This window comes from Sphingobium sp. IP1 (genome assembly GCF_002708645.1).
GTDB classification, from domain to species: domain Bacteria; phylum Pseudomonadota; class Alphaproteobacteria; order Sphingomonadales; family Sphingomonadaceae; genus Sphingobium; species Sphingobium yanoikuyae.
Window position 1 is genome coordinate 62,694 of sequence record NZ_NOIW01000007.1, and the last position, 25,584, is coordinate 88,277.

Annotated in this window: 28 protein-coding genes and 1 pseudogene; 10 read left to right on the top strand and 19 right to left on the bottom strand. The window is 66.3% G+C overall.

The annotated features are described in order from the left end of the window. Positions 1-41 precede the first annotated feature (41 nt). Together CG471_RS03760 and CG471_RS03765 are read left to right on the top strand one after the other, a co-directional pair. Positions 42-860 (top strand): arginyltransferase, encoded by an 819-nt coding sequence (locus tag CG471_RS03760; protein ID WP_099230726.1) that lies wholly within the window; start codon positions 42-44, stop codon positions 858-860. A 121-nt stretch (positions 861-981) separates the two neighbouring features. Next, positions 982-3,528: a GGDEF domain-containing phosphodiesterase gene (locus CG471_RS03765; protein ID WP_099230727.1), complete on the top strand. Its 2,547-nt coding sequence runs from the start codon at positions 982-984 to the stop codon at positions 3,526-3,528. Here the strand turns inward: CG471_RS03765 and CG471_RS03770 are convergent. From CG471_RS03770 to CG471_RS03790, 5 genes are all read right to left on the bottom strand, one after another. Next, the gene (locus CG471_RS03770; protein WP_099230728.1) at positions 3,509-3,886 is read right to left on the bottom strand and encodes a VOC family protein; all 378 of its coding nucleotides are present in this window, start codon (positions 3,884-3,886) and stop codon (positions 3,509-3,511) included. The genes CG471_RS03765 and CG471_RS03770 overlap by 20 nt on opposite strands. Before the next feature lie 66 nt (positions 3,887-3,952). After that, entirely contained in the window at positions 3,953-4,825 is an 873-nt protein-coding gene (locus tag CG471_RS03775) for an RcnB family protein (protein WP_099230730.1), read from the bottom strand. Positions 4,826-4,955: 130 nt separating this feature from the next. Further along, the gene (locus CG471_RS03780; RefSeq protein ID WP_099230732.1) at positions 4,956-5,441 is read right to left on the bottom strand and encodes a GAF domain-containing protein; all 486 of its coding nucleotides are present in this window, start codon (positions 5,439-5,441) and stop codon (positions 4,956-4,958) included. Between the two features lie 51 nt (positions 5,442-5,492). Next, positions 5,493-5,918, bottom strand: coding sequence for an alternative ribosome rescue aminoacyl-tRNA hydrolase ArfB (gene arfB, locus CG471_RS03785; RefSeq protein WP_010339963.1), 426 nt, complete (start codon positions 5,916-5,918; stop codon positions 5,493-5,495). A gap of 16 nt (positions 5,919-5,934) precedes the next feature. Next, positions 5,935-6,615 carry an RluA family pseudouridine synthase gene (locus tag CG471_RS03790; RefSeq protein ID WP_099230734.1) on the bottom strand — a complete coding sequence of 227 codons (681 nt, stop codon included), beginning with the start codon at positions 6,613-6,615 and terminating at the stop codon, positions 5,935-5,937. Between the two features lie 86 nt (positions 6,616-6,701). On the opposite strand from CG471_RS03790, the gene CG471_RS03795 reads away from it, so the two are divergent. Then, on the top strand, positions 6,702-7,661 hold the full coding sequence (locus tag CG471_RS03795; protein WP_099230736.1) for an acyltransferase family protein: 960 nt from the start codon (positions 6,702-6,704) through the stop codon (positions 7,659-7,661). Here CG471_RS03795 and CG471_RS03800 read toward each other — a convergent pair. Next, on the bottom strand, positions 7,658-8,344 hold the full coding sequence (locus CG471_RS03800) for a TetR/AcrR family transcriptional regulator (RefSeq protein ID WP_099230738.1): 687 nt from the start codon (positions 8,342-8,344) through the stop codon (positions 7,658-7,660). The two genes, CG471_RS03795 and CG471_RS03800, sit on opposite strands and share 4 nt — an antisense overlap. A 119-nt stretch (positions 8,345-8,463) precedes the next feature. Between CG471_RS03800 and CG471_RS03805 the strand changes: the two genes are divergently transcribed. Continuing rightward, positions 8,464-9,210, top strand: coding sequence for an SDR family NAD(P)-dependent oxidoreductase (locus CG471_RS03805; RefSeq protein ID WP_099230740.1), 747 nt, complete (start codon positions 8,464-8,466; stop codon positions 9,208-9,210). Between the two features lie 12 nt (positions 9,211-9,222). Here CG471_RS03805 and CG471_RS03810 read toward each other — a convergent pair whose 3' ends face one another. From CG471_RS03810 to CG471_RS03820, 3 genes are all read right to left on the bottom strand, one after another. After that, complete coding sequence (locus CG471_RS03810) at positions 9,223-9,777, bottom strand: hypothetical protein (protein WP_099230742.1); 555 nt, start codon at positions 9,775-9,777, stop codon at positions 9,223-9,225. Positions 9,778-9,866: 89 nt separating this feature from the next. Then, positions 9,867-10,727, bottom strand: a complete 861-nt coding sequence (locus CG471_RS03815) for a sigma-70 family RNA polymerase sigma factor (protein WP_099230744.1) — start codon at positions 10,725-10,727, stop codon at positions 9,867-9,869. Next, the gene (locus tag CG471_RS03820; RefSeq protein ID WP_099230746.1) at positions 10,727-11,182 is read right to left on the bottom strand and encodes a carboxymuconolactone decarboxylase family protein; all 456 of its coding nucleotides are present in this window, start codon (positions 11,180-11,182) and stop codon (positions 10,727-10,729) included. Before CG471_RS03820 ends, CG471_RS03815 begins: the two co-directional genes overlap by 1 nt. Before the next feature lie 150 nt (positions 11,183-11,332). Between CG471_RS03820 and CG471_RS03825 the strand changes: the two genes are divergently transcribed. Then, positions 11,333-11,539, top strand: a complete 207-nt coding sequence (locus CG471_RS03825) for a hypothetical protein (protein ID WP_010339971.1) — start codon at positions 11,333-11,335, stop codon at positions 11,537-11,539. 119 nt (positions 11,540-11,658) lie between these two features. Here the strand turns inward: CG471_RS03825 and wrbA are convergent, their stop codons facing one another. Both wrbA and CG471_RS03835 read right to left on the bottom strand, forming a co-directional pair. Then, a complete protein-coding gene (wrbA, locus tag CG471_RS03830; protein WP_004212197.1) occupies positions 11,659-12,258 on the bottom strand; it encodes an NAD(P)H:quinone oxidoreductase in 600 nt (199 codons plus the stop codon). 129 nt (positions 12,259-12,387) lie between these two features. After that, positions 12,388-13,107: a pirin family protein gene (locus tag CG471_RS03835; protein WP_099230748.1), complete on the bottom strand. Its 720-nt coding sequence runs from the start codon at positions 13,105-13,107 to the stop codon at positions 12,388-12,390. A 108-nt stretch (positions 13,108-13,215) separates the two neighbouring features. On the opposite strand from CG471_RS03835, the gene CG471_RS03840 reads away from it, so the two are divergent. The 3 genes from CG471_RS03840 to CG471_RS31635 all read left to right on the top strand — a co-directional run bounded on the left by CG471_RS03840 (position 13,216) and on the right by CG471_RS31635 (position 15,881). After that, positions 13,216-14,109 carry a LysR family transcriptional regulator gene (locus CG471_RS03840; RefSeq protein ID WP_029548055.1) on the top strand — a complete coding sequence of 298 codons (894 nt, stop codon included), beginning with the start codon at positions 13,216-13,218 and terminating at the stop codon, positions 14,107-14,109. Between the two features lie 288 nt (positions 14,110-14,397). Further along, positions 14,398-15,105: a response regulator transcription factor CtrA gene (gene ctrA, locus CG471_RS03845; protein ID WP_004212203.1), complete on the top strand. Its 708-nt coding sequence runs from the start codon at positions 14,398-14,400 to the stop codon at positions 15,103-15,105. Positions 15,106-15,269: 164 nt separating this feature from the next. Further along, the gene (locus tag CG471_RS31635; RefSeq protein WP_099230750.1) at positions 15,270-15,881 is read left to right on the top strand and encodes a methyl-accepting chemotaxis protein; all 612 of its coding nucleotides are present in this window, start codon (positions 15,270-15,272) and stop codon (positions 15,879-15,881) included. Between the two features lie 91 nt (positions 15,882-15,972). Here the strand turns inward: CG471_RS31635 and CG471_RS03855 are convergent, their stop codons facing one another. Then, complete coding sequence (locus tag CG471_RS03855) at positions 15,973-16,668, bottom strand: hypothetical protein (protein ID WP_099230752.1); 696 nt, start codon at positions 16,666-16,668, stop codon at positions 15,973-15,975. Positions 16,669-16,767: 99 nt separating this feature from the next. Next, positions 16,768-18,079 (bottom strand): annotated as a pseudogene (locus CG471_RS03860) (S8 family serine peptidase). 90 nt (positions 18,080-18,169) lie between these two features. Here CG471_RS03860 and CG471_RS03865 point away from each other — a divergent pair. Together CG471_RS03865 and CG471_RS03870 are read left to right on the top strand one after the other, a co-directional pair. Continuing rightward, complete coding sequence (locus CG471_RS03865; RefSeq protein WP_099230754.1) at positions 18,170-18,658, top strand: RNA polymerase sigma factor; 489 nt, start codon at positions 18,170-18,172, stop codon at positions 18,656-18,658. Beyond that, positions 18,655-19,341: an anti-sigma factor gene (locus CG471_RS03870; protein WP_099230756.1), complete on the top strand. Its 687-nt coding sequence runs from the start codon at positions 18,655-18,657 to the stop codon at positions 19,339-19,341. The genes CG471_RS03865 and CG471_RS03870 overlap by 4 nt, the downstream gene beginning before the upstream one ends. A 156-nt stretch (positions 19,342-19,497) precedes the next feature. Here CG471_RS03870 and CG471_RS03875 read toward each other — a convergent pair whose 3' ends face one another. The 6 genes from CG471_RS03875 to CG471_RS03900 all read right to left on the bottom strand — a co-directional run bounded on the left by CG471_RS03875 (position 19,498) and on the right by CG471_RS03900 (position 25,472). Continuing rightward, on the bottom strand, positions 19,498-22,332 hold the full coding sequence (locus CG471_RS03875; RefSeq protein ID WP_099230778.1) for a TonB-dependent siderophore receptor: 2,835 nt from the start codon (positions 22,330-22,332) through the stop codon (positions 19,498-19,500). 118 nt (positions 22,333-22,450) lie between these two features. Then, positions 22,451-23,227 (bottom strand): metallophosphoesterase family protein, encoded by a 777-nt coding sequence (locus CG471_RS03880; RefSeq protein WP_099230758.1) that lies wholly within the window; start codon positions 23,225-23,227, stop codon positions 22,451-22,453. Positions 23,228-23,260: 33 nt separating this feature from the next. Beyond that, complete coding sequence (gene dcd / locus CG471_RS03885) at positions 23,261-23,815, bottom strand: dCTP deaminase (RefSeq protein ID WP_004212213.1); 555 nt, start codon at positions 23,813-23,815, stop codon at positions 23,261-23,263. A 7-nt stretch (positions 23,816-23,822) separates the two neighbouring features. Beyond that, positions 23,823-24,296 carry a cytidine deaminase gene (locus CG471_RS03890; protein WP_004212214.1) on the bottom strand — a complete coding sequence of 158 codons (474 nt, stop codon included), beginning with the start codon at positions 24,294-24,296 and terminating at the stop codon, positions 23,823-23,825. Continuing rightward, positions 24,293-24,925 carry a GH25 family lysozyme gene (locus tag CG471_RS03895; RefSeq protein WP_099230780.1) on the bottom strand — a complete coding sequence of 211 codons (633 nt, stop codon included), beginning with the start codon at positions 24,923-24,925 and terminating at the stop codon, positions 24,293-24,295. Before CG471_RS03895 ends, CG471_RS03890 begins: the two co-directional genes overlap by 4 nt. A 64-nt stretch (positions 24,926-24,989) precedes the next feature. After that, entirely contained in the window at positions 24,990-25,472 is a 483-nt protein-coding gene (locus CG471_RS03900) for a UPF0262 family protein (protein ID WP_010339983.1), read from the bottom strand. Positions 25,473-25,584: the final 112 nt, after the last annotated feature.

A 25,584-nucleotide genomic window follows, 5' to 3' on the forward strand; every position in this document is an offset into this window, starting at 1 on the left:
ATGAAAAGGCAAATTCGCATGACTGAATCGGGGGGAGAGGCATGAGCGCACCATTCCGCTTTCCGCGTTTCTTCGTGACGAACCCCAGCCCTTGCCCCTATCTGCCGGGCAAGAGCGAGCGGAAGGTCTTCACCGAACTCAACGGCGACAATGCCTCGGAACTCAATGATGCGCTCGGCCGCATCGGCTTCCGCCGCAGCCAGAATGTCGCCTATCGCCCCAGCTGCGCCGATTGCTCGGCCTGCGTGTCGGTCCGCGTCGTCGCGCAGGAGTTCAAGCCCAACGCGACCCAGCGCAAGCTGATCCGCCGCAACAGCGACCTCGTCGTCACCGCCTGCAAGCCCTGGTCGACCGAGGAGCAGTTCGAATTGCTCCAGCGCTATCTGCGCGCGCGGCATCCCGGCGGCGGCATGACCGAAATGGACGAGATGGACTTTGCCGACATGGTCGAACAGACCCCGGTCGAAAGCCATGTCGTCGAATATCGCCTGCCCGGCGAGGATGGCCACCCCGGCAAGCTGGTCGGTGCCTGCCTGACCGATCGCCAGGGCGACGGCCTGTCGATGATCTACAGCTTCTTCGACACCGAACTGGAAGATCGTCCGGGCCTCGGCAACTTCATCATCATGGATCATATCCAGCGCGCCGCCCGTGCGGGCCTCGCCTATGTGTATCTGGGCTATTGGGTCGATGGCTCGCAGCGGATGCAGTATAAGATCCGCTATCGTCCGCTCGAAAAGCTCAGCCGCGCCGGCTGGGTCCGCTTCGATCCGGAGGAGCAGGCGCAGGCGATCCGGGTCGTCATGCCACGCGATGAGCCGCCGCTGCCGGTCGAACTGGCCGCCATTCTACGCCGCTGACGGGGCAATTTCTGTAATTTACAGATTCCCGGTCATTCCGGTTACGTGCAGGCTTGTTTAAGCTTTTCCTGCATCATCGCCGGCATGAGGAACAGGGCGGCACGGCAATCGGGGATGGGCGATGGATCGCTTCGCTGATCGGCGCTTTGGCGATGGCGCCCGCGAATTTGGCGGGCCTGCGGCCCATATGCCGTCCGGCGCCCATGTCGCGCACAGGGCATTATCGTCCAAGATCAAGCATGTACGCCCGCCCGTCATTCACTGGTTCGCGGATTATCGCGGTCGCCTGCTGACCTACTGGGTCGAGGGCGAGGTGCGGGGCGGGGGGCTTCGCATGGGGCTGATGCGCCATGGCTGGCGCAAGGGCTTTGATTCGGTCGATATCGGGATCATCATACGGGCCGCCGCCGCGTCGTCGCAGCCGGAACCGCTGGTCGTTCGCCTGCGTTGCGCAGATGGCGCAAGCCGCTGGTGCCTGCTCCGCATGACGCGGCAGGCAATGCCCGCAGGGGCATGGCGCTGGTATGGAACGGTCGAGGATATGCATGATCGTCGCGACAAACAGGCTGAACTGCTGGAAACCGCGCTGGCGGAAAGTCGCGAACATCATCGCTGGTCGGTAGAGCTCAGTCCTCAGGTTCCCTGGACGGCCACCCCCGATGGCGCGATAGAGGAGGTCGGGCCGCGCTGGCGCGATCTGACCGGCAGCTCGCCCGAACAGGCGATGGGCGCCGGCTGGATCAACGCCCTGCATCCCGACGACATGGACCGGACGCTGGCGCTATGGCGCGAGCGGCTCCAGTCGGGCGATCCGGTCGATGTCGATTATCGCCTGCGCCTGCGCGATGGCAGCTATCGCTGGATGCGCGCCCGCGCGGCCGCCCGGCGCGATGGCAAGGGCGCGATCATCCGCTGGTATGGCACGCTGGAGGATATCCATAATCAGAAGCTGGCGCAGCAGGCGGTGGCGGAGAGCGAGGAGCATTTTCGCCTCGCGGTGCAGTCGGCGCGGCTCGGCATCTGGGATTATGATGCCCGCTCGGGCCAGCGTAGCTGGTCGGCGGAGTTCCGGGCGATGCTGGGCCTGACGGCGGACGCGCCGGCGACCACCGAACTGGCCCTGTCGCTGGTGCATCCCGATGATCGGCACAAGCTCAAGGCGATGATGGACGGTGTCGCCGCCAATGTCCTGCCGCCGCATTTCGAGGCGACCCTGCGCGTCCATCGCGCCGACAATGGCGCGCTGCGCTGGATCCGCAGCACCGGCTGGGCGACGCGCACCGAAGTCGGCCAGTTGCGCCGGATCATCGTCACCTTCCTGGATGTCACCGAACAGCGCGATGCGGAAGAACGCATCCGCTGGGCCGCCACCCACGATCCGATGACGCGGCTGCCCAACCGGACATTGTGGCAGGGCGTGCTGGAGGAACTGGCGGATCAGGCGCGCCCGACCGGCGCGGGCTTTGGCCTGATGCTGTTCGACATTGATGACCTCAAGCGGATCAACGATTCGCTTGGCCATGACGCGGGCGATGCGCTGCTCTGCGGCTTTGCCGAGCGGCTAGCCGCGGCGGCGCCGTCCGATGCGGTGGTCGGGCGCCTCGGCGGCGACGAATTCGGCCTGATCGCTGCCTCGCTGGTGGATAGTGCGACCGTGCAGGCCTGCAGCCAGGCGATATTGGACAAGATGCGGGTGCCCTTCGCCTATCAGGGGCAATTGCTCGAAGCCGGGGTCAGCGTCGGTGGCGCCGTGTTCGGCGAACATGGCGACGACGCGCATGAACTGTTCAAGGCGGCCGACCTGGCGCTCTATGCCTCCAAGGCGAGCGGCCGCAGCCGACTCACCATGTTCCATTCCCAGCTGCGCGCCGACGCGCAGCAACGCAGTTCGATGATCCACATGGCGCGCCAGGTGATCGCCGAGCGGCTGGTCGAACCCTATTATCAGCCCAAGGTCGACATGCGCAGCGGGCAGGTGCTGGGCTATGAGGCGTTGCTGCGCTGGCAGCATCCCCGGCTCGGGGTGCAGGCGCCCGCCACCATCGCCGCCGCCTTCGAGCATGGCGAACTGGCCATCCGCCTGACCGACCTCATGCTCGATGCGGTGCTGCACGACATGGCGGCCTGGCTCCGGATGGGCTTCGATCCCGGCCGGGTGGCGGTCAATGCCTCGGCGGCGGATCTGCTCCAGGCCGATTTCGCCGATCATGTCCTGGCCCGGCTGGATCAGCATGGCGTGCCGGCACAGAATTTCGAGATCGAGGTGACCGAATCGGTCTTCCTTGGCCGCGGCGCCGATCAGGTCGCGCGCGCGCTTGATCGGTTCGCGCGCGGCGGGGTGCGCATCGCCCTCGACGATTTCGGCACCGGCTTCGCCTCGCTCAGCCACCTCAAGCAATATCCGGTCAATGTGCTGAAGATCGACCGCAGCTTCGTCAGCCATGTCGACAGCGATGCCGGCGACGCCGCCATTGTCGACGCCGTCATCAAGCTCGGAAGCAGCTTCCGCATGGAGGTGGTGGCCGAGGGCGTGGAGACCGCCGAACAGGCCGCTTTGCTGCTCCAGCACGGCTGCCATATCGCGCAGGGCTATCATTATGGCCGGCCGCAGCCCGCCGCATCGGTCCTCGCCGCGCGCGGCGCGGCGCCTATCGCGCCGAAAAAGTGACCGCCTCTATCTTGTTGCCGTCGGGATCGCGCACGAACGCACCATAATAATGCTCGTCATATTGCGGCCGCACGCCCGGCGGCCCGGCATCGCTGCCGCCCAGCTCCAGCGCCAGCCGATGAAATCCGTCGACTGCGCCGCGATCGGCCGCGACGAAGCAGATATGGATGCCGTTGCCGGCGCTCGCGGGCGCGCCATCGACCGGCGTCTCGACGCTGAACACCACGTCGGTCACGCCATAGTCGAGCGAATGGGGATGGTCGCGCAGGCTGCGATAGCCCAGCAGCGCCATCAGCGGGTCGTAGAAGGCCCGTGCCCGCGCCACATCATTGGTGCCCACCGATACATGATGCAGCATAGCGCCACTCCCGTCGCCTGATCCCGCCCGTCAACGCACCAACCCATGGTTGCGGTTCCGGACGGTTCAGCGCGGCGCTGCCTCGGTCGCGTAGCGGGTGGTCGCCTGGGTCGTGCCATCGGGATTGATGATGATGGTCGTCACCAGTGGCGGCGGATAATAGAAGCCGCCAGAAATATAGCCGCCCGGCGGCAGGCCGGGCACCGGCGGCGCGGCCGACACGACGGTCGTGGTTGCCGGCTGGTTCGACCAGTGCGTGCCGCTCGTCGCCGCCACCGATGCTGGCGGAGGCGTCGGAGCCGCCGCAACAGTCGTCACCGTCGGCGCGCTCGGGCTGACGGCGCTGCTGGCATAGGCCGGCGCATCATAGTCCACGCCGGGGCGGCTGGACGGGGCGGGCTGTGGCGTAGGCTGCGGCGCGGGGCTATAGGTCACCATGTCGTCGGGCGCGCTATAGCCGGCCTCGCCACCGGAACTGGCGATGACGGCCGGCTGCGGCGCGCCCTCTTCATAGCCGCCCTCATAGCGCGACCAGTCGATGCCGCTGCGCACGTCGCGCACCCGGCCATATTGGTCGGTCATCACCGCATCGTCATAATAGCGCGACCAGCCATAGCCGCTGGTCGGCGCCGGCAGGCCATAGACGCCATAATTGGCGATGAAGAAGCGTGGATGGACCCAGTAGGCGGGCAGGGCAAAGCCCACGCGCGGCCGCTGATAGCTTTGCCAGCCACCCGGCGCGGCCCAGCCTGCATACCAGCGCCCGTCATAGCGCGGCCCCCAGCGATGGGCAGTGGCGGTCGTTGTCGTCGCCGTGGTGGTGGTGCGGACCACGCTCGTGCCGGATGCGACCGGTGCCTGCGCGGCAACCGGCCCCGCAAGGCTGGCGATCAGCGCCATGGCGCTGCTGGCGAAGAATAAGCGCGCGGCCATCATCATGCTCCCTGTTCCTGCAGGGGCGTCAGGCCGCCCGCACGGTCATCATGCTAACGCGGAAATTAGCATGACGATCCGTGCAACGCCATGTTCGGCTTATGAAATCCTGTCCCGGAACGGGGCAGGGCGGCGATCAGCCGATGCGGCCGGCGACCCGCGCGACCAGCGCTTCCAGCCCCTGCTGGTCGGCACTGTCGAACCGGGCGGGGCAGGGGCTGTCCAGGTCCAGCACGCCGATCAGCCGGCCGTCATGCACCACCGGCACGACGATCTCCGACGCGCTCGCCGCGTCGCAGGCGATATGGCCGGGGAAGGCGTGGACATCGGCCACCAGCTGCGTCTCGCGCGTCTGGGCGGCGGTGCCGCACACGCCGCGGCCCAGCGGGATGCGGATGCAGGCCGCCTTGCCCTGGAAAGGCCCCAGCACCAGCTCATCCTCGACCATGCGATAGAAGCCGGCCCAGTTGAGGTCGGGCAGGAACTGCCAGATCAGCGCCGACAGGTTGGCCATATTGGCGACCGCATCGGGTTCGTCGCGGGTCAGCGCGTCGGCAGCGGACAGAAGATCGGCGTACAGCGTCGCCTTGTCGGCGTCGGCGGAGGGAGCGAAATCATACATGGGCACGCATATAGGATGGCCCGCACCGCTCGGCCAGAGGCGTAATTGCGCTCAATCCATCCTGACCCGGCCGCGTCCCTGTTTCACGGCGGCGCGCTTGACCTTGCCGTCGACGCGGCGCTTCTGCGATGCCTTGGTTGGCTTGGTCGGGCGCCGCTTCTTGGGCACGATCGTCGCCTCGCGGATCAGCGCGAACAGCCGCTCGCGCACCTCCTGCCGGTTGAGCAGCTGCGACCGTGCGCCCTCGCTGCGCAGGATCAGCACACCGTCGCGGGTCATGCGCGATCCGGCCAGGTCCGCCAGCCGCTGCTTCACTACATCGGGCAGCCCGGGCGATGCGGCGACGTCGAAGCGCAGCATCACCGCGCTGTCGGTGGTGTTCACATGCTGGCCGCCCGGCCCCGACGCGCGCGCGAAGCTCTCGACAATCTCGTCGCTGTCGATCGCGATGGAGCGGGTGACGGGGATGGCGACCATGGCGGCGGGCCGGGGCTTACAGCCCGGCTTCCTCCAATATCTCGGGGCCGAAGCCTGCATCGACGAAGCTTTGCGGCAGCGGCGCGGTCGCCTGCGCGGGCGGCTTGTTGTCGCCGCGCGGCACGCTCAGGAACCGGCTGTGCAGCAGCATCGCGCCTTCGCCGTCGCCATAGACGGGGTCGCCGACAATGCCGAAGCCCAGTCCATGCTGGGCATGGACGCGGATCTGGTGGGTGCGGCCGGTTTCCGGCGTGAAGGCGATCAGCGCGCGGCCGTCCTTCACCGCCAGCTTGCGCCAGTGGGTGACGGCGGGCTTGCCCGCCTTGGCCGCGATCATGCGCCAGCCCTGGGCCTGGGTGCTGACCTTCTTGAGCGACAATTCGATCGTGCCCTCATCTGCCTCGGGCACGCCCTCCAGCACCGCGACATAGCGCTTCTCGACCGTGCCGGCCTCGAACGCGGCGGCAAAGCGCTTGTGCGCCTTGGGATTGCGCGCCAGCAGCAGGCAGCCGCTGGTGTCGCGGTCCAGCCGGTGGACCGCCAGCGGCCAGCGCTGGAAGCCGAAGGTCAGCGAGGCGAGGTGGTTTTCGAGGGCAATCGATCCGTCGCGCGGCGCGTCGACCGGCAGGCCGGCCGGCTTGTCGAGGATGATGGCCTCGCCATCGATGAACAGCACTTTGTCGCTAAGCAGGGTCAAATATCAATCCGATCGGGAAATCTGGCGTCCGGGTAATCTGGCTGGGCGATTGACGCCCACGTCGCATCCTATAGGGCGTGGAACCGATGGAGAATAGGGGCCTTGCCTGTCAACATGCGCCGCAGCGGCTCGACTGGGTCGATGTCGCGCGCGGCATCGGCATCATCGCCGTGGTGGTCGGCCATGTCTGGACGCGCGGCGCTTTGCGCGACGCCATGTACAGCTTCCACATGCCGCTCTTCTTCCTGCTGTCGGGCATGCTCTCGCGCCCGCATCCCGCCGGGTCCTTCACCCGGCGCCAGTTGCTCGGCCAGATGCGCCCCTATGCGGTCTTCCTTGCGCTGCTGATCCTGGCCGATCAGATCATCGAACCGGCCAAGGGCAATCTGCCGATCTTCCATCAATGGCCGCGCGATCTGCTGCCGATCCTGCTCGGCGGCTATTGGCTGCGCGGCCCCTATACCATCTTCTGGTTCGTGCCCTGCCTGATGCTGGCGCGCATCCTGTTCAACTTGGTGCTCAACCGCTGGCCCGATCCGCTCGACCGGCGCTGGCTGATCCTGATGCCGGGACTGCTGGTGCTGGCGGAGGGGCTGGGCTGGATGACGCCGGCTTCGCCGCTCGGCCTGCTGAGCGTGCCGATGGCGATGATCCTGCTCTGGGTCGGTGCGCTCTGGCCCCGGCTGCACTGGCGCAACCTCTGGATCGCGCCGCTCGGCCTGCTCGCGCTGGCGGGGCTGGTCGGCTGGCTGCCGACGCTCAACATGAAGGCGGCCGACTATGGCTGGCCCTTGCTCTCGATCGGGTCGGGCATTGCGACGTCGCTACTGCTCTTCCGCCTGTCCGCTCGCATCGCGCCGGTGGCAGGACCGCTCGCCGCGATCGGCCGGGCGTCACTGGTCATCATGTATCTGCACGTCGCGATCATCCATTATGGCACGCCCTATCTGGCCAGGCCCTGGCTGCTCGCGCTCGCCCTGCTGGCGCCCTTCGCCCTGTGGCACCTCATCCGCCTGTCGCCCCGGCTCAGCCGCTGGATGCTCTAGGACAAGGACGGCGCCGACGCTGGCCAGGATCGCCAGCCTGCCAGGAAAAAGGCGATGGCCGCCATGGCGCGCGCATGCGTCCGGTCTGAAACGCCGGCCGGCTCGATCCCCTGCGCCGCCCGGTCCAGCGCCTCGCCGGCAACCAGCCGCACGAACATGTCCGCGCCCAGCCTGACCGTCTCTGCCGGCCGGCCGCCATCCTCGGCCAGGATGGCCGCGATCGCCGTGCTCGCCCGCTGGAACGGGCCATCGACGCTGAGCGCCAGCCCCGGCTGACGCGCCGCCTCCGCCACGATCATGCGATATAGCGCGATCGCATGGGGATTGAGCAGCCAGCCGAGCAATATCTCGCCCGCCGCCTGCAAGCGCTGTTCCAGTGGACCGGCCTCGACCCGCGCCAGATTGGGCATGCCCGACTGGCGGGCCAGGCGCTCGACCACCTCGACGAACAGGTCCGACTTGGTCCGGGCGCGGCGATAGAGGGTGCGCTTGGTCACCCCGGCGCGGCGGGCGATGGCCTCCATGCTGGCCCCCTGGAAACCGGCCTCGATGAAGGTCGCCAATGCCGCATCCAGCATCGTCGCTTCAATCTGTTCGGCCGCCTCGCGCGATGGCCGGCCGGTCGGCCGCGCCGATCCGTCGCTCCCTGATCCGTCAGCCCGCTGGCTGGTGTCGGCGGCCATCCCTGCTTTCCTTCCATTCGGCTCCGGTATAAAAGGATACGGCACCGGATACTTTGAGTCGAGTTTATTTCCCATCGGTCATGCCGTCGCCCGGCGGCGATAATCAAGGAGCAGTTGGAATGGCGTTGTTTCAGGATCGGGTCGCGATCGTCACCGGCGGTGCATCGGGCATCGGCGAAGCGGTGGTGAAGGATTTGCTGGCGGAAGGGGCGAAGGTCGTCATCGCCGATTTCGACGAAGCGGGGGCGCAGCGTCTCGCGCAATCCTGTGGCGAGGATCGGGCGCGCGCCTTCAAGGTCGATGTCAGCGATGCACAGGCGGTCAGCGCCAGTGTCGACTTCGCCGTCGAAACCTTCGGCGGACTGCATCTGGCGGTCAATAATGCCGGGATCGGCGCGCCGTCCACACCGCTGGCCGACATCGCCATCGATGACTGGCACCGGGTCGTCGGCGTCGATCTGCACAGCGTCTTCTACGGCATGAAATATCAGATCCCGGCGATGCTGAAATCCGGTGGCGGCGCGATCGTCAACATGGCCTCGATCCTGGGCGCGGTCGGCTGGGCCGGTTCCGCCGCCTATGTGACGTCCAAGCATGCGGTCGTCGGCATGACCAAGACCGCCGCGCTCGACTATGCTGGCCAGGGTATCAGGGTGAATGCGGTCGGGCCGGCCTTTGTCGAGACCCCGGCGCTCGGCAAGACCATGACCGATGGGGAACGGGCGGTCCTCGCCGGCCTGCATGCGTTCGACAGGCTGGCGCGCCCGGAGGAGATCGCTGCCATGACCAGCTTCCTCCTGTCCGACCGCGCCTCCTTCATGACCGGAACCTATTATCCGGTCGATGGCGGCTATCTGGCGCGCTGACGGCGCGGGGCGTCATCCCTGCTGGATCAGCGACAGCCGATGATCCTCGCCGGCGCGGGCGACCAGGGCGTAGGCGGCCTGGGCGATGACCTGCGCCTGGCTCAGCGCGGCGGCATCCTCCTGCTGGGCGGGGGCGACCGGGTCGGCGACGGCCGATGCCGCCGGTGACGCATAATAGCCCGCGTCGGACAATTGCGTGTCGAGCGTGGTTTCCGGCGCCGCGACGACCTGCGATCGCGGTGCCGGCGTGGGCGCGCTATAGGTCAGGGGCGACAGCGAAGGTGACAGGGCAACGCTGTCGCTGACGACGACCGCAGGTTCGCTCGCGATCACCGGCGTCGGCGCGGTCGCTGCGGCAGTTGGTGTCGTTTCGACCGCCGGCTGGACGCTGGCGACCGGCTCGCTGGCCGCAACCGGCGTGGTGGCCGCCGGTGTGCTCGCCTCTGTCACTTTCGCTGTCGTGCTGCCGCTATTCTGGTTCCCCTGCCGAACCTTTTCGGCAAATTCTTCCATCGCCTTCTTGAACTGGCCCCAGCCATTGCCCGAGCCGCCGATCGCACCAACCATCTCTGTTTCGCTCCCGGTCCCCGATCCGGGCATGGCGCGGCAGGGGCTGCGATTTTGACAAGGAACGGGCTTATCCGGCGATTAAGCATTCAATGGAGATGGCGCAGCTTGTCCGGGTTGCGCATGATGTAGATAGCGGTCACCTGGCCGTCCTGAATGTCGAGCGCGGTGGTCTGCAACTCGCCATCGGCCTCGCGGGTGACGAAGCCGGGCAGGCCGTTCACCATGCAGGTGCGCAGCAGGGTCGACCCATATTTGCCGAACAGCACGGCCAGCGCCTTGTGGACCTGCATCACCTGGCCATGGCCGATCGCCGGGCGGATCGCGGCCGGGCGCTTGCCGCCGCCATCGCTGTGGAAGCTGACATCCTGCGCCAGCAGCGCGCCCAATGTGCTCATGTCGCCGCTGCGCGACGCGGCGAAGAAGGCGCCGGCAATCTCCAGCCCGCACTGTTTCTCGATCTGGAAACGGGGGCGCGCGTCGCGGACATGATCGCGCGCGCGGGCGGCAAGCTGGCGACAGGCGGCGGCATCGCGCTGGATGGTCCTGGCCACCTCGTCAAAGGCGAGGCCGAACACATCGTGCAGCAGGAAGGCGGCCCGCTCCAGCGGCGACAGTCGCTCCAATGCCAGCATCAGCGGCAGGGTGACATCCTCTTCCTCGTCCGCTTCCTCGACCACCGGCTCGGGCAGCCAGGGGCCGACATAGGTTTCGCGCTGCGCCCGCGCCGACTTCATCTGGTCCAGGCAGAGCCGGGTGACGATGCGGCGGAGAAAGGCTTCGGGCTCGCGCACCGCGTTGCGGTCGGTGCCCATCCAGCGAATGAAGGCATCCTGCACCACATCCTCGGCATCGGCGACCGATCCCAGCATGCGATAGGCGACCCGGATCAGGCGGGGACGCAGCGGGTCGAAGCGCGCCGCCGCGTCCGTCTGCGTCCCCCGCGCCATCAGGCTGCTGCCTTCATCGGCATGTCGTACCAGAGGTTGAAGCCGACGGCGATGCGGTTCCAGCCATTGATGATGTTGATCATCAGGGTCAGCTTGACCTGTTCCTCCTCGGTGAATTCCCAGTTGAGCGCCTCCTTGGCGGCCTCATGGGCATGGCCCTTGGCAATCTCGGTCAGCGCCTCGGTCCAGGCCAGCGCGGCGCGCTCGCGGTCGGTGTAGCAGGGCGCCTCGCGCCAGGCCGACAGCAGGTAGATGCGCTGTTCGGTCTCGCCCTTCTCGCGCGCTTCGTACGTATGCATGTTGATGCAATTGGCGCAGCCGTTGATCTGCGACGAACGGATCTTCACCAGTTCGATCAGGCTCGGCTCCAGGCTGTCGGCGACAGCGGTGGACAGCGCGGTCCAGCTCTTCATCAGCTGCGGCGCGGCGGCATAGGGATTGATCTTGTCGGTCATGATACAGCTCCTTTGCTTGCTATTGCTGACATGACGAGACGGCCGTGCCCGATGTGACATGGGCAGCAACTTTTTTCGCGAGGGGCGAAAATATTTTGCCGATTCCGGCTCTGGACAGGGGGCAGGGGCAGGCGCTAGCGGCCGCGCCCTATGTCTATCATTGCCACCATCATGAACACGGCCACCGGCCAGCCCATCCAGAAGATGAAGTTCGAGCGCATGCCCAAGCCCTGGGTGTCGCTGAACCTTGAAAATGGCGAACTGGTCACCGCCGACCGCGTCGTCGTCGGCAAGCCCGCACCGGGCAAGTTCATCACCCCGGTCGAAGTCTGGGTCACGCCCAAGACGCTGGGATAATAAAACGCAAAAGGAGCTGGCGCGCAGTCCCGGCGTGCCAGCTCCCAACAACCTGATGGCGCACCCATGCGACCGAAGAACGCAGCCAGGCTGCGTCCCCCAGACGGCGCGGGCGGCGATTAACCGTGCAGCTTGATCGCGGTTTCGGCGATCCGGCGGCCCTGATAGCGGGCGCCGTCGAGCTCTTCCTCGCTCGGCTGGCGGCTGCCGTCGCCATCGGCCAGGGTGGTCGCGCCATAGGGCGAACCGCCGCGCACCTTGTCGACGCCCATCTGGCCGGCAAAGCCATAGTCCAGGCCGACGATCGTCATGCCGAAATGCAGCAGGTTGGTGATGATCGAGAAGAGGGTGACTTCCTGGCCGCCATGCTGAGACGCGGTCGAGGTGAAGGCGCCACCGACCTTGCCGTTGAGCGCGCCGCGCGCCCACAGACCGCCGGCCTGATCCAGGAAGGCCGCCATCTGGCTCGACATGCGGCCAAAGCGGGTGCCGGTGCCGATGATGATCGCGTCATAGTCGGCCAGTTCGGCGACGGTCGCGACCGGGGCGTCCTGGTCCAGCTTGAAATGGGCAGCCTTTGCGACTTCCAGCGGTGCGGTTTCGGGCACGCGCTTGATGTCGACCTGCGCGCCGGCGGCGGCTGCGCCTTCGGCCATGGCCTTGGCCATCGTTTCGATATGCCCGTAGGACGAATAATAGAGAACCAGAACCTTAGCCATTGTCACGTCTCCTCATCTGAAACTGAAAGGTTGAAAGGGTGGTCGCCCGCACAAGGGAGGGAGCATGCGGGCGACCCGGACCGGTCCGTCGGGGGGAGGGGATGACGGACCGGTGCGTAAGCGTCATGTCTATTCGCTGTCGACCAGGACGATCTCGCTGTCCTCGACCGCGGTGATGGTGATGGGCGCGCCGCCGATGATGGCCGCGCCGTCCCGTGCCTCGAAGGTCTGGCCGTCAATCTCGATCCGGCCCGTCGCCGGGACCAGATAGAGATGGCGACCTTCGCCGGCCTGATAGGTCACGCTGTCGCCGGCCTTGATCGTGCCGCCCAGCAACCGGGCGTCGGCCCGGATGCGCAGCGCTTCCTTGTCCTCGTCATGGCCGCTGGCCAGCACGACCAGCTTGCCAGAGCGATCGCCCTTCGGGAAGGGCTTGGCGCCCCAACTGGGCGACCCGCCGACCGACCGGGGAATGACCCAGATCTGGAACAGCGTGGTGGTCTCGTCCTCCAGATTATATTCGGCGTGGCGAATACCGGTGCCGGCCGACATCACTTGGACGTCGCCCGCCTCGGTGCGGCCCTTGTTGCCCAGGCTGTCCTGGTGGGTGATCGCGCCGGTGCGGACATAGGTGATGATCTCCATGTCGCTGTGCGGGTGGGGCGGAAAGCCCGAGCGCGGACCGATCTCGTCGTCGTTCCATACCCGGATCGCGCCCCAGCCCATGCGGGCGGGATCATAGTAATTGGCGAAGGAAAAATGGTGCCGTGCGTTCAGCCAGCCATGGTCGGCATGGCCGAGCGACGCGAACGGGCGGCGCTCGATGCGGCTCGCGGTTGTCGTGCTCATGGGGTCTGCCTTTCGATTGCGATGCCGGATGCTTCCGGCTTGCTTTCCGACAATCTAGCGATCAGGTTCGTTTCTTGAATAAGCAGTGTTGAAACGGATTGTTTCCCTATGCGCCTACCTGATTTCGAGGCCTGGGCGATGTTCGCCGCCGTGGTCGAACATCGCAGCTTTACCGACGCGGCCAAGGCGCTCAGCGTCTCCAAGGCCACCGTATCCAAGGCGGTGACCCGTCTGGAGCAGCATCTCGACACCAGCCTGTTCAGCCGCACCAGTCGCCGCCTGGCGCTGACCGAGAGCGGCCGGCGCCTTGCCGATCATGCCCAGCGCATCCTGGCCGAAGGGCAGGCGGCGGAGGAGGCTGCGCGCGACGAGACCGCCGAACTCTCCGGCACGGTGCGGCTGGGTGCGCCGATGAATTTCGGCCTGCTGCGGATCGCGCCGCTGATCGCGCAGTTCACCAAGGAAAATCCGCTGGTCGATGTCGACCTGCATCTGTCCGATGCCAAGATCGACATCGTCGAACTCGGCCTCGACGCCACCATCCGCATCGCCGACATGCCTGACAGTTCGCTGCGCGCGCGCCGGCTGGCCGACGTCCATATGCATGTCGTCGCCTCGCCCGCCTATCTGGCCGAGCGCGGCCGTCCGACCCATCCGTCCGACCTCGGCAGCCATGACTGCCTCTGCTATTCCAACGTCACCGCGCCCGATGTCTGGCGCTTCACCGGGCCGGGGCAGCAGAATGTCACGGTGCAGGTCCGCCCGCGCATCACCGTCAACAGCGGCGAGGCGATGATGCCCGCGCTGCGGCTGGGCGTCGGCATCGCCCGTTTGCCCGATTTCATCGTTGGCGATGCGATCCGCTCGGGCGAGCTGGAGGAGATTTTGCTCGACTGGCGGCCGCCGCCCTTCGGCCTGCATCTGGTGACGCCGCCCTCGCGGCTGCGGCCGGCACGGGTGGAGGCGCTGCTCGACTTCCTGACCCGCCACCATGGTTGCTGAGGCTGGTTTACGAAGTGCAAATTTCCGCCTTGTGACGGCCGTGGATCGCCCGTGCGAAAGGGGGAACCAGGGCAGGACTTTGCTCGTTTCATCCCGTAATCCAGCTTGACTCGGCGGGCTTCGTTACGGGGTCAACGCTTTGTAAATAGATTCGTTTTTATACGACTCGCGGATTCCTGCGGGTTAGCGAAAAATTAACCTTTGTCCTTCAGAAGTTTTTTGGTTAATGATTGCGAGCAGAAACCGTTCTGGTGGGGTGAACGGACCTGCGACACGAAGGGGCTTCCAATGCGCGTGCTGCTGATTGAGGACGAACCGACCACCGCCAAGGCGATCGAGCTTATGCTCACGACCGAGGGCTTCAATGTCTACACCACCGATCTCGGGGAAGAGGGCCTCGATCTCGGCAAGCTGTACGACTATGACATCATCTGTCTCGACCTGAACCTGCCCGACATGCACGGCTATGACGTGCTGAAAAAGCTGCGGGCGGCACGGGTGCAGACCCCGGTGCTGATCCTGTCGGGCGTCGCCGAAATGGACAGCAAGGTCCGTTCCTTCGGCTTCGGCGCCGACGATTATGTCACCAAGCCGTTCCATCGCGAGGAACTGATTGCGCGCATCCATGCCGTGGTCCGCCGCTCGAAGGGCCATTCGCAGTCGGTCATCCGCACCGGCAAGCTGGCGGTGAACCTCGACGCGAAGACCGTGGAAGTGGACGGCAACCGCGTCCATCTGACCGGCAAGGAATATGCGATGCTGGAGCTGCTTTCGCTCCGCAAGGGCACGACCCTCACCAAGGAGATGTTCCTCAACCATCTCTATGGCGGCATGGACGAGCCCGAACTCAAGATCATCGACGTCTTCATCTGCAAGCTGCGCAAGAAGCTGGCGCTGGCCTGCGGCGGCGACAATTATATCGAGACCGTCTGGGGCCGCGGCTATGTGCTGCGCGATCCCGATGAGGTCGAGGCGCTCGAAGCGCGGGTTGCCTGATCGACCGCTGATTGCATGTCAGGGGGTGGAAAGGCCGGCGGTCCGATGGGATAGCCGGCCTTTTCCGTGCTCGCATGATTGTGACAAAACATGTAATTTATGTAAAATTTAAAGCGATGTTTACTGCCTTCCGCTACGTCAGGCAGGAAGGAGTTTTCACGCTGATGGCCCAGTCCATTCATCCACATAGCCGCGATGCCGTCTGGGACGCCATCTGCCGTTCGCAGGCGGTGATCGAGTTTGCACCGGATGGTACGGTGTTGTGGGCGAACGACCTGTTCCTGACCACCATGGGCTATGCGCTGCACGAAATTGCTGGCCGGCATCATCGCATGTTCTGCGATGAGGAGCTGGCGCGTTCGGCTGTCTATGCCAATTTCTGGGAGAAGCTGGCGCGGGGCGATTTTGATGCCGGTGAATATTGCCGGCTTGGACGGGACGGGCGCGAGGTCTGGCTGCAGGCTACTTATAATCCGGTGCTGGATTCCAATGGGAAGGTCGAGCGCATCCTCAAAATTGCGACCGATACCACCCCGTCCAAGATCTTGCGCGCGGAACTCAAGAGCACGGTCGACGGGCTGGTCGATATTGTCGAGACGATCAGCGGCATCGCCAACCAGACCAATCTCCTCGCCCTCAACGCCACGATCGAGGCGGCACGGGCGGGCGAGGCCGGGCGTGGCTTCGCGGTGGTCGCCGCCGAGGTCAAGAAACTGGCGGGGGACAAGCGCGCGGCGACCGATCGCGCCCGCGCCATGGTGGTCGCATCCAGCTGATCCCGTCGCCCGATTGCGGACATGATGCGGCCGGCGATCCGATGGGGATCGCCGGCCGTTTCCGTCAGGCGACGGCTACGGGGTTATGGGGTCAATCGGTCGCCTGATCGGAAGATGAAGGGGTAGCGGCCTCGCTCTGCGGCTGGCTTGTGCTGCCATGGGTCTCGCCACTGCCCGAAACCTGCCCGCTGGCGTCGATCGAGGCAGCGCTGCCGACGGCATTGGTCGCGCTGCCCGCGACATTGCCCGCCGCTGATCGCGCGCCGCCGGCCGTCGAGCCCGCCCGATCCCGCGCGGTGGCAACCGTGCTGCCTGCCCGGTCACGGGCCGATGCCACGGTGCTGCTCGCCCGATCACGCGCCGTCGCGACGCCGCTTTCCGCCCGGTCCCGTGCGGCGCCGACCGTGTCGCTCGCCCGGCTGCGCGCCGCATCGGCCGCGCTGGTCACATCGCTGGTGCCCAGCGTATCGACCGCCAGATTGCCGCTGGCCGATCCCGATCCGCTGGCCGAGCGGCTCTTGCCACGACGGCTTGCCGATCCTTCGGCGCGGCCATTGCCGTTGCCGCTGGCACCGACCCGGCCATTGTCGAGGTCGATGCTGCGATCGAGACTCCCCGATCCGCCGAAGGAACCGCCCAGCGTGCCGCCCAGGCCGCCGGTCATGCCGCCCAGGCCGCCACCGCCAAGCCCACCACCCAGGCCGCCGCCGCCCAGCAATTGGGCCGAGGCGGGGGCCGTGGTGAGCGCCGCGAGGCAGGCGGTTGCGATGATAATCTGCGTCTTCATGGACCGTCTCCTTGGTCATCTTGATCCGATGACAGGACAACGGCGGGGCGTTTCGCTTTAATCCCGGACGTCTGAATCTTTCTCGCAAGATACGGAAATTCAATCAATATTTCTGCAGGTGTCGCACAATATGCCGGCGCCATAGCCCTTGCCGCGACCGGGTTTTGCCTCCCGCCGCAGCGCCTCGACCGATCCGCCAGCCATCAGCCGCCCGGCCACCAAAGGCGCCGCAAAGGATGTGCCGCGCACCTTGTCCCGGCCGCCCGCCATGTCGGCGGCCATCATGTCCGCACCGGGCGCGGCGAAATCGACATGGGCCGCACGCCCGGCCTCGGGCAGCAGCCGTCCACGCCCGTCCACGCCGGTCACCGCGATCACCTGCGGGTAGGATGCGGGGTAGGCGGGCGGGGCGGCGGGGCCGTCATTGCCGACCGCCGCGACCAGCATAACCCCCTTGTCGCGCACCAGCCGGATCGCCCCGGCCAGCAAGGGATTGTCCGGCCCGACCAGGCTGATGGTCACTACCTTCGCGCCGCGCGCCGCCATCCAGCCCAGCGCGCGGACGATGGCAAAGCTGCTGCCGCCGGCCGGATCGTCGCCATAGACATCGGCGACCAGCAGCGGCGTGCCCGGCGCGGCGCCCTTCACGCTGCCATATCCGCCGATCAGCGACGCGACCGCCGTGCCATGGGCGCTGGCCCGCGGCGAGCCCGCGCTGCCCGACCGCGCCGGCCGGCGCGGGATGGGCGGCCACGCCGCCATCGATCAGGCCCGCCGCGCCGCGCCCGACACTGCCATGGCCCGCCAGTGTAGCGGATCGTCCCTCCGCAGCCGCGCCGCTCGGGAAATAGAGATTGTCGGCGCTCGCCTGCGCCTTGGGCGCGATCTTGCGCACGCTGCGCAGCGCCCGCGCCAGGCTCTGTCCGTCCGGCACGGTCAGGCGGGTGATCGCCATGTCGATCCCCTCGGCCTCGATCCGTTCCACGCCATAGCCGGCCGCACGCAGCGTCTCGATCGCGGCCGCGTCCGCCCCCGTCAGCAGGATGATGCCGCGCCGCGCCGGCTCTCGCCGGTCATCCAGTTCGACCGCGTCGCCATGCTGGCGCAGCAGCGCGTCGATCCGCGCCGTGCGCGCTGCCGCCAGCCGATCGGCCAGACGTGCCGGTGACAGCCGGTCCAGTCCACTCTGATCGACGATACCGCCCAGCCGGTCGAGCGTGTCGGGCACTATCTGGCCGACCCCGCCCAGCGCACCGCCCCCCAACGTCCCGGCGGCCGGGGCGGGCAGCAATTGCGCCTGCGCACCCGGTGCCGCCAGCCACAGCCCCGCGATCAGCAACGGGCGCATCCATCTCATCTCTGTCTCTTCCCGCCGGTCATCGCCGGCCTTTTCAGCGTCAAAATCGTCCATCGTCAAAAAAATTCCGGTTGCTGGACTTTCTGAAGGATGAAACGGCCGGGCAGGGACGTTTCATCCCTGTAAGAATATGTTGGAGACATAATGTCGTTCGAGCGCGACCTGCTGGCGATCCTGCCCCGGCTGCGGCGTTTTGCCGCCAGCCTGTCGCATGATCGCGCCGATGGCGACGATCTGTGCCAGGCGGCACTGGAAAAGGGGCTGCGCGCCCGCGACCAGTGGCAACCGGGCACGCGGCTCGACAGCTGGATGTATCGGATCATGCGCAATCTTTGGATCGATGAGGGCCGCGCGCGGCAGCGCGCCGCCAAAACCTTCGCCCCGGAAGAGGCGGGGGCCGATGTCGGCTATGCGGGCGACAAGGCGGTGGAACAGGCCATGACCCTGTCCGACGTCGATCGGGCGATGCAGGCATTGCCGCCCGAACAGCGCGAGGCAATCGCGCTCGTGCTGGTGGAGGGGCTGTCCTACAAGGAGGCGGCTGCGATATTGAACATACCGATGGGCACGCTGACCTCGCGACTGGTGCGCGGTCGCGGCGCGCTCATCGAACTCTTGGGGGAAGCGGCATGACCGACATTGACGAAGCCATGCTGATCGCCTGGGTGGATGGCGAACTGGACGAGGTGACGCGGCGGCGGGTTGACCGCGCCGTGGCGGACGATCCCGCGCTGGCCGCCCGGCTGGAGCAGCATCGCCGGCTGCGCGCACGGCTGGCCGGCCATTTCGCGCCGATCGCGCAGGAGGATGTGCCCGCGTCGATGCAGGCCATGCTGGCGCCGCCGACGGTGGTGCCGATCGCCCGGCCGTCGCGGCGCTGGGCGTGGGCGACGGGCGGCGCGATCGCCGCCAGCCTGCTGCTGGGCCTTGGCATCGGCCATATGTCGGGCGGGCCGGCAGGGCCGATTGCGGTAAAGGACGGCGCGATGCTGGCACAGGGATCGCTCGCCACCGCGCTCGACAGTCAACTGGCCTCGGCCGGGGAGGATGGCTCGGTCCGCATCGGGCTCAGCTTCCGGCGCAAGGGCGGAGGCTGGTGCCGCAGCTTCGACGGCGCGGCCATGGCGGGCGTTGCCTGCCGCACCGATGCCGGCTGGCAATTGCTGCAGGCGGTGCCCGGCAAAGGCGAGACGAGCGAATATCGTCAGGCCGCCTCGGCCGATCCGCGCCTTCTCGCTACCATCGACGGCCTGATCGACGGCGCTCCTGCCGATGCGCAGGGCGAGCGGGCAGCGCAGGCGGCCGGCTGGCGCTAACTGCCGCTTCGCTGTCGCCTGACTGTCGCTTCGATGTCGCTTCACCGTTGCGTCACTGTCGCTTCGGTGGCGCGTCAGGGACGCGTGGCGGGCGCGCCAGGCCGTGAAAACGGCTGATTTGGCGTCGCACGACACTGTGAACTTTCAACTGTCGCGTCAGAATTCCAGGTTCAGTCGGCCATAATAGAAACCGCCGCTGATCCCATAGGGGGCATAGGCATTGTAGAGGCTCCCGGCCGTCCGGTTCACGGGCTTCAATTTGTTGGGATAGGTGTTGAGCAGATTATTGGCGCCGACCGACAGCTTGACCCCTTGGGTCAGCTTGTAGCCCAGTTCGAGGTCGAGGATCGTCTTGGGGCTTAGCTTCTCGTCGACATAGCCCAGGGTGCAGCCGGTGCTACCGGCGGTGCAGGCGGCAAAATCCTCGGGATGATAGACGGCGGCGCTCGCCCGCTGATAGATTTTGCCATAGCGGGTGGCACGCAGGTTCAGGTTGAAATCGCCCTTTTCCCACAGGATGTTGCCGATCAGCTTGTCGCGCGGCGTGCCTTCGGAAAGGTCGCCCTGCTTGGCCCGGCCGATCAGCACCAGCCCGGATGCGGCAATTTCGTCGGGGACCGGGTCGATATGGGTGAAGATGGTCTTGTTGAAATTGGCCGACAGGCTGATCGTCGCGGTGCCAAGGTCGCCCAGCCCGGCCCGATAGGTGCTGACGATGTCGAGGCCGCGGGTGCGCGTGTCGGCCGCGTTGGAGAAGATGAGGCCGCCGGCAATGCCCTGGATGCCCGCTGCCGCCAGCGCGTTCATGACCACCGTGCCGCTCAGCGTTTCGGACAGCAGGATACGGTCCCTGACCTTGATCTGATAGGCATCGACCGTGACGTTGAAATTGGGCGCCGGGGTCAGGACGATGCCGGCGGAAAAGTTGGTCGATTTTTCGGGCTTCAACGGCTGCGCCCCCAGCGCTCGCGCGGCGACGCCATCTACCGGCAGCGCCTGCACCGGCAGCAGCTGGTTCACGCCGTTGACGGTGACGTTGATCGTGGAGGAGGAGGCATAATGTTGCTGCTGCAGCGTCGGCGCGCGAAAGCCGGTGCTGGCGGTGCCGCGAATGGCAAAGTCGCGAAACGGCTCGATGCGCAGCGACGCCTTGCCGGTATCGGTGGTGCCGAAGTCGGAATAATCCTCGTGCCGCCCGGCCAGGCCGAACTCCAGCCCCTCGACGATCTGGCCTTCCAGGTTGATGTATGCGCTCCAGTTGTCGCGGCTCCAGCTACCCGATCCTTCGGGCAGGAATCCGGTGACGCCCTGCGACCCGACCCCGGTCCGCGTCGCCCCCGCGAACCAGCTGCCGGCCGGCGAGACATAGCCGCCATCGATATAGGATTCCGGGTCGCCCGGACCGATCAGGAACTTGTTCTTCTTATATTCGGCGCCGACCGCGACGGACAGCGGGCCGGCAAGGCCGATGTCCAGTTCCTTGCTGAAGTCGAGATTGCTGGTCCATTCGTCGAAGCGGATCTTGCCGAGATAGAAATGGGTCGGGCTGGCCGGCCCCATGGAGGGATTGAGCGATGTGGTCTGCGCATATTTGACCTCGTCCTGCGCGTAGCTGGTCGACAGGTCGACATGAATGCCGCCGCCAATCTCGCCGCGCAGGCCGCCGGCGACCTGAAAATCCTCGTCATAGACGTGGATGCGCGGGATATAGCCCTCGGGGTAAATCTCCAGGATGTTGTTGAGCGCCGCCGGATTGCGATAGGTCAGCCAGCCGGCGGCATGCCGCTTGGAGTAGGTACCGAAGCTGTACAGCTCCATGTCGCCGCCGACCGGCATCATCGCGTCATAGCTGGCATTGCCGCCGATCACCTGCGGCTGGCCATATCTGGCGCGGATGCGGTCCGGGTCGGCATTGCGCGCGTCGCCGGTGGGGTAGAAGGGATTGCTGGTGATCGGACTGCTGTTCACCACCGTATTGTCCTGCAGCACGCCTTCGCCCGACAGGTGGATATAGCCGCCGTCCGGCCCGATCGCGAAACCCTTGTCGATCTGCCAGCGGCCCTGCCAGCCGCCATTGTCGGCGGTGCTGCCCATGGTCAGCGCCGCGCCGCCCTGGGTGTCGTTCTTCAGGATGATGTTGACGACGCCGGCGATCGCATCCGACCCATATTGGGCCGACGCGCCGTCGCGCAGCACCTCGATCCGCTGGATCGCATTGCCGGGGATCAGGTCCAGGTCCGGCGGCGACTGGCCATTCTGGACCGACCCGTTGATGAACAGGGTGGCGGTATTGTGCCGTCGCTTGCCATTGACCAGCACCAGCAACTGGTCGCCGCCCAGGCCGCGCAGCGACAAAGTGCGCACCGCCCAGCTGGCGCCGGCGCCGTTGTTCGACACGTTGATCGACGGCACCAGCGTGCCCAGCAGGTCGCGCACCGACTGCTTGCCGCTGGCTTCCAGATCCTTTTCGCCCAGCACGTCGATCGGCGCCAGGCTTTCGGCGACGGTGCGGGTCGTCTGGCGGGTGCCGGTGACGATGATGGGCGCGGATTCCGCTGCCGGCTCCGGCGCAGGCGCCATGGCGAGGCCATCGAGCGTAGCGGTGCCGCTCGCCTGGGCGAACTGGATCGCCAGCGGGCGGCGGCGCACCGCGCTGCGGTTGGGCGGGATGATAAGGGCGATGACGCCGGCGCCGGCCGGGGATCGGCGCAATTCGGTGCCGGCCAGCAACTGGCTGAGCGCATCGTCGGTGCTCAGCCATCCTTCGACCCGGCGGCTGCGGATATTGGCGACTTCGTCATAGGGGAACAGGATGCGAATGCCGGCCTGCGCCGACAGTGCCCGCAGCGCGCCGCTCAGGGGCTGCGACGGGATGGAGAATTTGTGCCGCTGCGACAGGTTCGTGTCCGGCGCAGGGGCGGCAAGCAGTTGGGTCGGCGCAACAAGGCATGTGGCGAGCGAAAGCCCCGCCAGAACATGGCGTTTCTGCATGATATGTCCCCTGCTGGTCGGCATTTTTTGCCGTTGGTCATGGGAACGAAATATGGCGGGCGATCCGCCATGGACCGGCAACAAAAGCGCCAGGCCATGGCAGTTGCTCTGGAAGGGCTCAGGTCTCGCCGGTCTGAAGGAACCAGCGATCCGCGCCCTCCAGGCCGATGGCGGTCAGCCGGCCGGAATAATAGGCGCCGGTATCGATGCCGATGCGATTGGCCAGATTTTCGACCTCCAGCGTGATGCTATGGCCATGGACGACCATCTTGTCATGCCGTCCGCCATGGTTGAGGAAGTCGCCGCGTATCCAGCGCAGGTCCGACGGTCGCTGCTCGGCGATCGGCACCCTGGGGCGGATGCCGGCATGGACGAACAGATAGTCGCCGACCGTCAGATGATCGACGAAGCTGTCGAGGAAGTCGACATCCGCGCGCGGAACATGGTTCAGCATCCAGTGGGCGATCGCCCCATCATCCATGTCGGCGCTCAGCGAAAACGGCAGGCCGTAGCTGGCGAGCGTTTGCATGCCGCCGATCCGCCGGAAGAAGCCGACCGCGCCCTGATCGCCGCGCGCAGCCATGACGAAAATCTCTTCATGATTGCCCTTGAGCAGCCGGATGTCGCTGCCCGATCCGTGCAGTGCCCGGACCCGTTCGATCACCTGGGCCGAATGTGGCCCGCGATCAATCAGGTCGCCGAGCAGGATGAGGCACCGGCGCTTTCCAGGCCGCAGCGCATCGTCGGCGGCGAGCATGCCGAGCAGATGGTCGAGCAGGTCGAGCCGACCATGAATGTCGCCGATCGCATAGACGCGCCAGTCATCCCCCACACTGGGAGGCAGCCCGTCCTGGTCGTCGGATCGGCGCAGAAATCTCAGCATCGGGAGGGCCATGTGCGCTTCATGGCCCGCGATGCTGCCACAGCGTCACAGGCGCGGCAATGTCACGCCCTGCTGTCCCATATATTTTCCGGCCCGGTCGGCATAGCTGACCTCGCAAGGCTCGTTGCCCTGCAGGAACAGGAACTGGCAGGCGCCTTCATTGGCATAGATCTTGGCGGGCAGCGGCGTGGTATTGGAAAATTCCAGCGTCACATGGCCTTCCCAGCCCGGCTCCAGCGGCGTGACGTTCACGATGATGCCGCAGCGGGCATAGGTGGATTTGCCAAGGCAGATCACCAGCACGTCGCGCGGCACGCGGAAATATTCGACCGTGCGGGCAAGGGCGAAGCTGTTGGGCGGGATGATGCAGACGTCGGTCTTGCGGTCGACGAAGCTGTTGGCGGCGAAATCCTTGGGATCGACCACGGCGCTGTCGACATTGGTGAAGATCTTGAACTCGTCGGCGACGCGCGCGTCATAGCCATAGGAGGACAGGCCATAGCTGATGCAGCCGTCGCGGCGCTGATTCTCTACGAACGGCTCGATCATGCGGTTCGACTGGGCCTGCTTGCGGATCCAGCGGTCGGAAAGGATGGACATGGGTCTGTCAGCTCTTCTGTGCAGGGGTGATGCCAAGGTCGGCCGGGCCGAAGGCGTGGGGCAACAGGTCGGCAACGCGATGTTCGACCAGGCCGTCACCTTCGGGCGCGACGCAATAGATGGCCAGGGTGCGGCCGGCCATCTGTTCGGCCTCGTTGATGACCTGACGGCATCGGCCGCAGGGGCTGACGATCGCCTCGCCGCCGACGCTGCCGTCCGCCGCCATGCCGCCGCCGACGACCGCGATCTCGGCGACATCGGCCAGGCGGCCCTGCGCGTTGACGGTCGCCAGCGCGACCGTTTCGGCGCACAGCGACAGGCCGTAGCTCGCATTTTCGAAATTGCTGCCGGTGACGATGCTGCCATCGGTCAGGCGCACGGCGGCGCCCACGGCAAAGCGGCTGTAGGGCGCATGGGCATGGGCCAGCGCGCCGCGTGCTGCCGCGACCAGCGCGGCGATATTCTTGTCTTCTGCACTCATGGTGCCACCACATCCCATCTGATCGGTCCGTCGACGCCGTCGATATGCCGCATGTTGCTGGCTGTCCACATCACCCAGGGCCGTTTGGCATAATCGGGCGCGAAGAAATTGCCATCGACCCACAAGGTCCGGTTGATGCCGCTGGCAATGTCATATTGGGCGTCGAAATCGGCGCTGATGTTGAGCAGGGCGGGCTTGCCGGCATGGCTTTCGACCAGATTGACCAGCGTGTTGAGTTCCGACAGCACCTGGTCGCGGCCCGGCCGCGTGGTGCAGGACGGATCGAATCCCAGCCGGATGACCGGGGGCAGGGCGGCATTGTCGCGCGGCACGGTGGTCATGAACTGGGTCGCCTGATCGACGGCCTTGGCGCACAGGCTATAGTCCAGCGCCGCGCCATAGCGCATGCCCGCGCCGCGTGCGCCGCGCCAGTTGGCGGCGAACAGCGGGTCGCGCAGGCTGGCGCCCCTGGCCGCGCGAATATAGGCGAAGTCCGCCCCCTGCGCGGCCAGCGTGCCCCATTCGACCAAGCCATTGTCGGATGTCACCGATACGCCCTGGGTCGGATATTCGTCACGGTTCGGAGCCCATCCGCGTGCATAGATCCACAGTGCCGAACCCAGCACCATGATGATTGCCAGAACCGCCCCCAAGCGGACCAGCAAGCCCCCCAAAGTCAAACGCCCGATGATATTACCCCTTGATGTGCAGGACGCAGATAAGTGTGAACAGGCGGCGCGCGGTGTCGAAATCGACCGCGATCTTCCCCTCCAGCCGCTCCTTCAGCATGTCCGCTGCGTCGTTGTGAATGCCCCGCCGGGCCATGTCGACGGTTTCGATCTGCGCGGGCGAGGCATTGCTGATCGCCTGATAATAGCTGTCGCAGATCGCGAAATATTCGCGGATCGGCCGGCGGAAACGGCCCAGGCCCAGGATGATCGCCTCCAGCGGGCTGTCGTCCGCGCGATTGATCTCGATAACCAGGCGCCCTTCTTCGACCCGCAGCACCACCTTGTAGGGGCCGGCATAGCCGTCGGCATGGACGCGCTCGGGCGCGAAATGATTATCTTCCAGCAGGTCGAAAATGGCGATGCGCCGTTCCTGCTCGACATCCGCGTTGCGCCACAAGATGGTGCGCTCGTCGAGCTTGATGTCTATGATGCGCGGATCGGCCATGGCGGGTCTGCTGTCAGTGCGGCGGCGGGCCACGAAAAGCAAGCGGGACTTGTGGCGGGGGAGATGCGGTTGTTTCAACCTTCGCCCTTGCGCGACCCGCGTCGTGGCGCGA

Coding starts and splice junctions, on each gene's coding strand:
- CG471_RS03805 (WP_099230740.1), top strand. CDS start 8,464: ATGGCGTTGTTTCAGGATCGGGTCGCGATCGTCACCGGCGGTGCATCG.
- CG471_RS03855 (WP_099230752.1), bottom strand. CDS start 16,668: ATGAAGACGCAGATTATCATCGCAACCGCCTGCCTCGCGGCGCTCACC.
- CG471_RS03765 (WP_099230727.1), top strand. CDS start 982: ATGGATCGCTTCGCTGATCGGCGCTTTGGCGATGGCGCCCGCGAATTT.
- CG471_RS03865 (WP_099230754.1), top strand. CDS start 18,170: ATGTCGTTCGAGCGCGACCTGCTGGCGATCCTGCCCCGGCTGCGGCGT.
- CG471_RS03825 (WP_010339971.1), top strand. CDS start 11,333: ATGTCTATCATTGCCACCATCATGAACACGGCCACCGGCCAGCCCATC.
- CG471_RS03775 (WP_099230730.1), bottom strand. CDS start 4,825: ATGATGATGGCCGCGCGCTTATTCTTCGCCAGCAGCGCCATGGCGCTG.
- CG471_RS03880 (WP_099230758.1), bottom strand. CDS start 23,227: ATGGCCCTCCCGATGCTGAGATTTCTGCGCCGATCCGACGACCAGGAC.
- CG471_RS03875 (WP_099230778.1), bottom strand. CDS start 22,332: ATGCAGAAACGCCATGTTCTGGCGGGGCTTTCGCTCGCCACATGCCTT.
- dcd (WP_004212213.1), bottom strand. CDS start 23,815: ATGTCCATCCTTTCCGACCGCTGGATCCGCAAGCAGGCCCAGTCGAAC.
- CG471_RS03900 (WP_010339983.1), bottom strand. CDS start 25,472: ATGGCCGATCCGCGCATCATAGACATCAAGCTCGACGAGCGCACCATC.
- CG471_RS03795 (WP_099230736.1), top strand. CDS start 6,702: ATGGAGAATAGGGGCCTTGCCTGTCAACATGCGCCGCAGCGGCTCGAC.
- CG471_RS03890 (WP_004212214.1), bottom strand. CDS start 24,296: ATGAGTGCAGAAGACAAGAATATCGCCGCGCTGGTCGCGGCAGCACGC.
- CG471_RS03870 (WP_099230756.1), top strand. CDS start 18,655: ATGACCGACATTGACGAAGCCATGCTGATCGCCTGGGTGGATGGCGAA.
- CG471_RS03780 (WP_099230732.1), bottom strand. CDS start 5,441: ATGTATGATTTCGCTCCCTCCGCCGACGCCGACAAGGCGACGCTGTAC.
- CG471_RS03835 (WP_099230748.1), bottom strand. CDS start 13,107: ATGAGCACGACAACCGCGAGCCGCATCGAGCGCCGCCCGTTCGCGTCG.
- CG471_RS03815 (WP_099230744.1), bottom strand. CDS start 10,727: ATGGCGCGGGGGACGCAGACGGACGCGGCGGCGCGCTTCGACCCGCTG.
- CG471_RS31635 (WP_099230750.1), top strand. CDS start 15,270: ATGGCCCAGTCCATTCATCCACATAGCCGCGATGCCGTCTGGGACGCC.
- arfB (WP_010339963.1), bottom strand. CDS start 5,918: ATGGTCGCCATCCCCGTCACCCGCTCCATCGCGATCGACAGCGACGAG.
- CG471_RS03840 (WP_029548055.1), top strand. CDS start 13,216: ATGCGCCTACCTGATTTCGAGGCCTGGGCGATGTTCGCCGCCGTGGTC.
- CG471_RS03800 (WP_099230738.1), bottom strand. CDS start 8,344: ATGGCCGCCGACACCAGCCAGCGGGCTGACGGATCAGGGAGCGACGGA.
- CG471_RS03760 (WP_099230726.1), top strand. CDS start 42: ATGAGCGCACCATTCCGCTTTCCGCGTTTCTTCGTGACGAACCCCAGC.
- CG471_RS03895 (WP_099230780.1), bottom strand. CDS start 24,925: ATGGTGCTGGGTTCGGCACTGTGGATCTATGCACGCGGATGGGCTCCG.
- CG471_RS03770 (WP_099230728.1), bottom strand. CDS start 3,886: ATGCTGCATCATGTATCGGTGGGCACCAATGATGTGGCGCGGGCACGG.
- ctrA (WP_004212203.1), top strand. CDS start 14,398: ATGCGCGTGCTGCTGATTGAGGACGAACCGACCACCGCCAAGGCGATC.
- CG471_RS03810 (WP_099230742.1), bottom strand. CDS start 9,777: ATGGTTGGTGCGATCGGCGGCTCGGGCAATGGCTGGGGCCAGTTCAAG.
- CG471_RS03820 (WP_099230746.1), bottom strand. CDS start 11,182: ATGACCGACAAGATCAATCCCTATGCCGCCGCGCCGCAGCTGATGAAG.
- wrbA (WP_004212197.1), bottom strand. CDS start 12,258: ATGGCTAAGGTTCTGGTTCTCTATTATTCGTCCTACGGGCATATCGAA.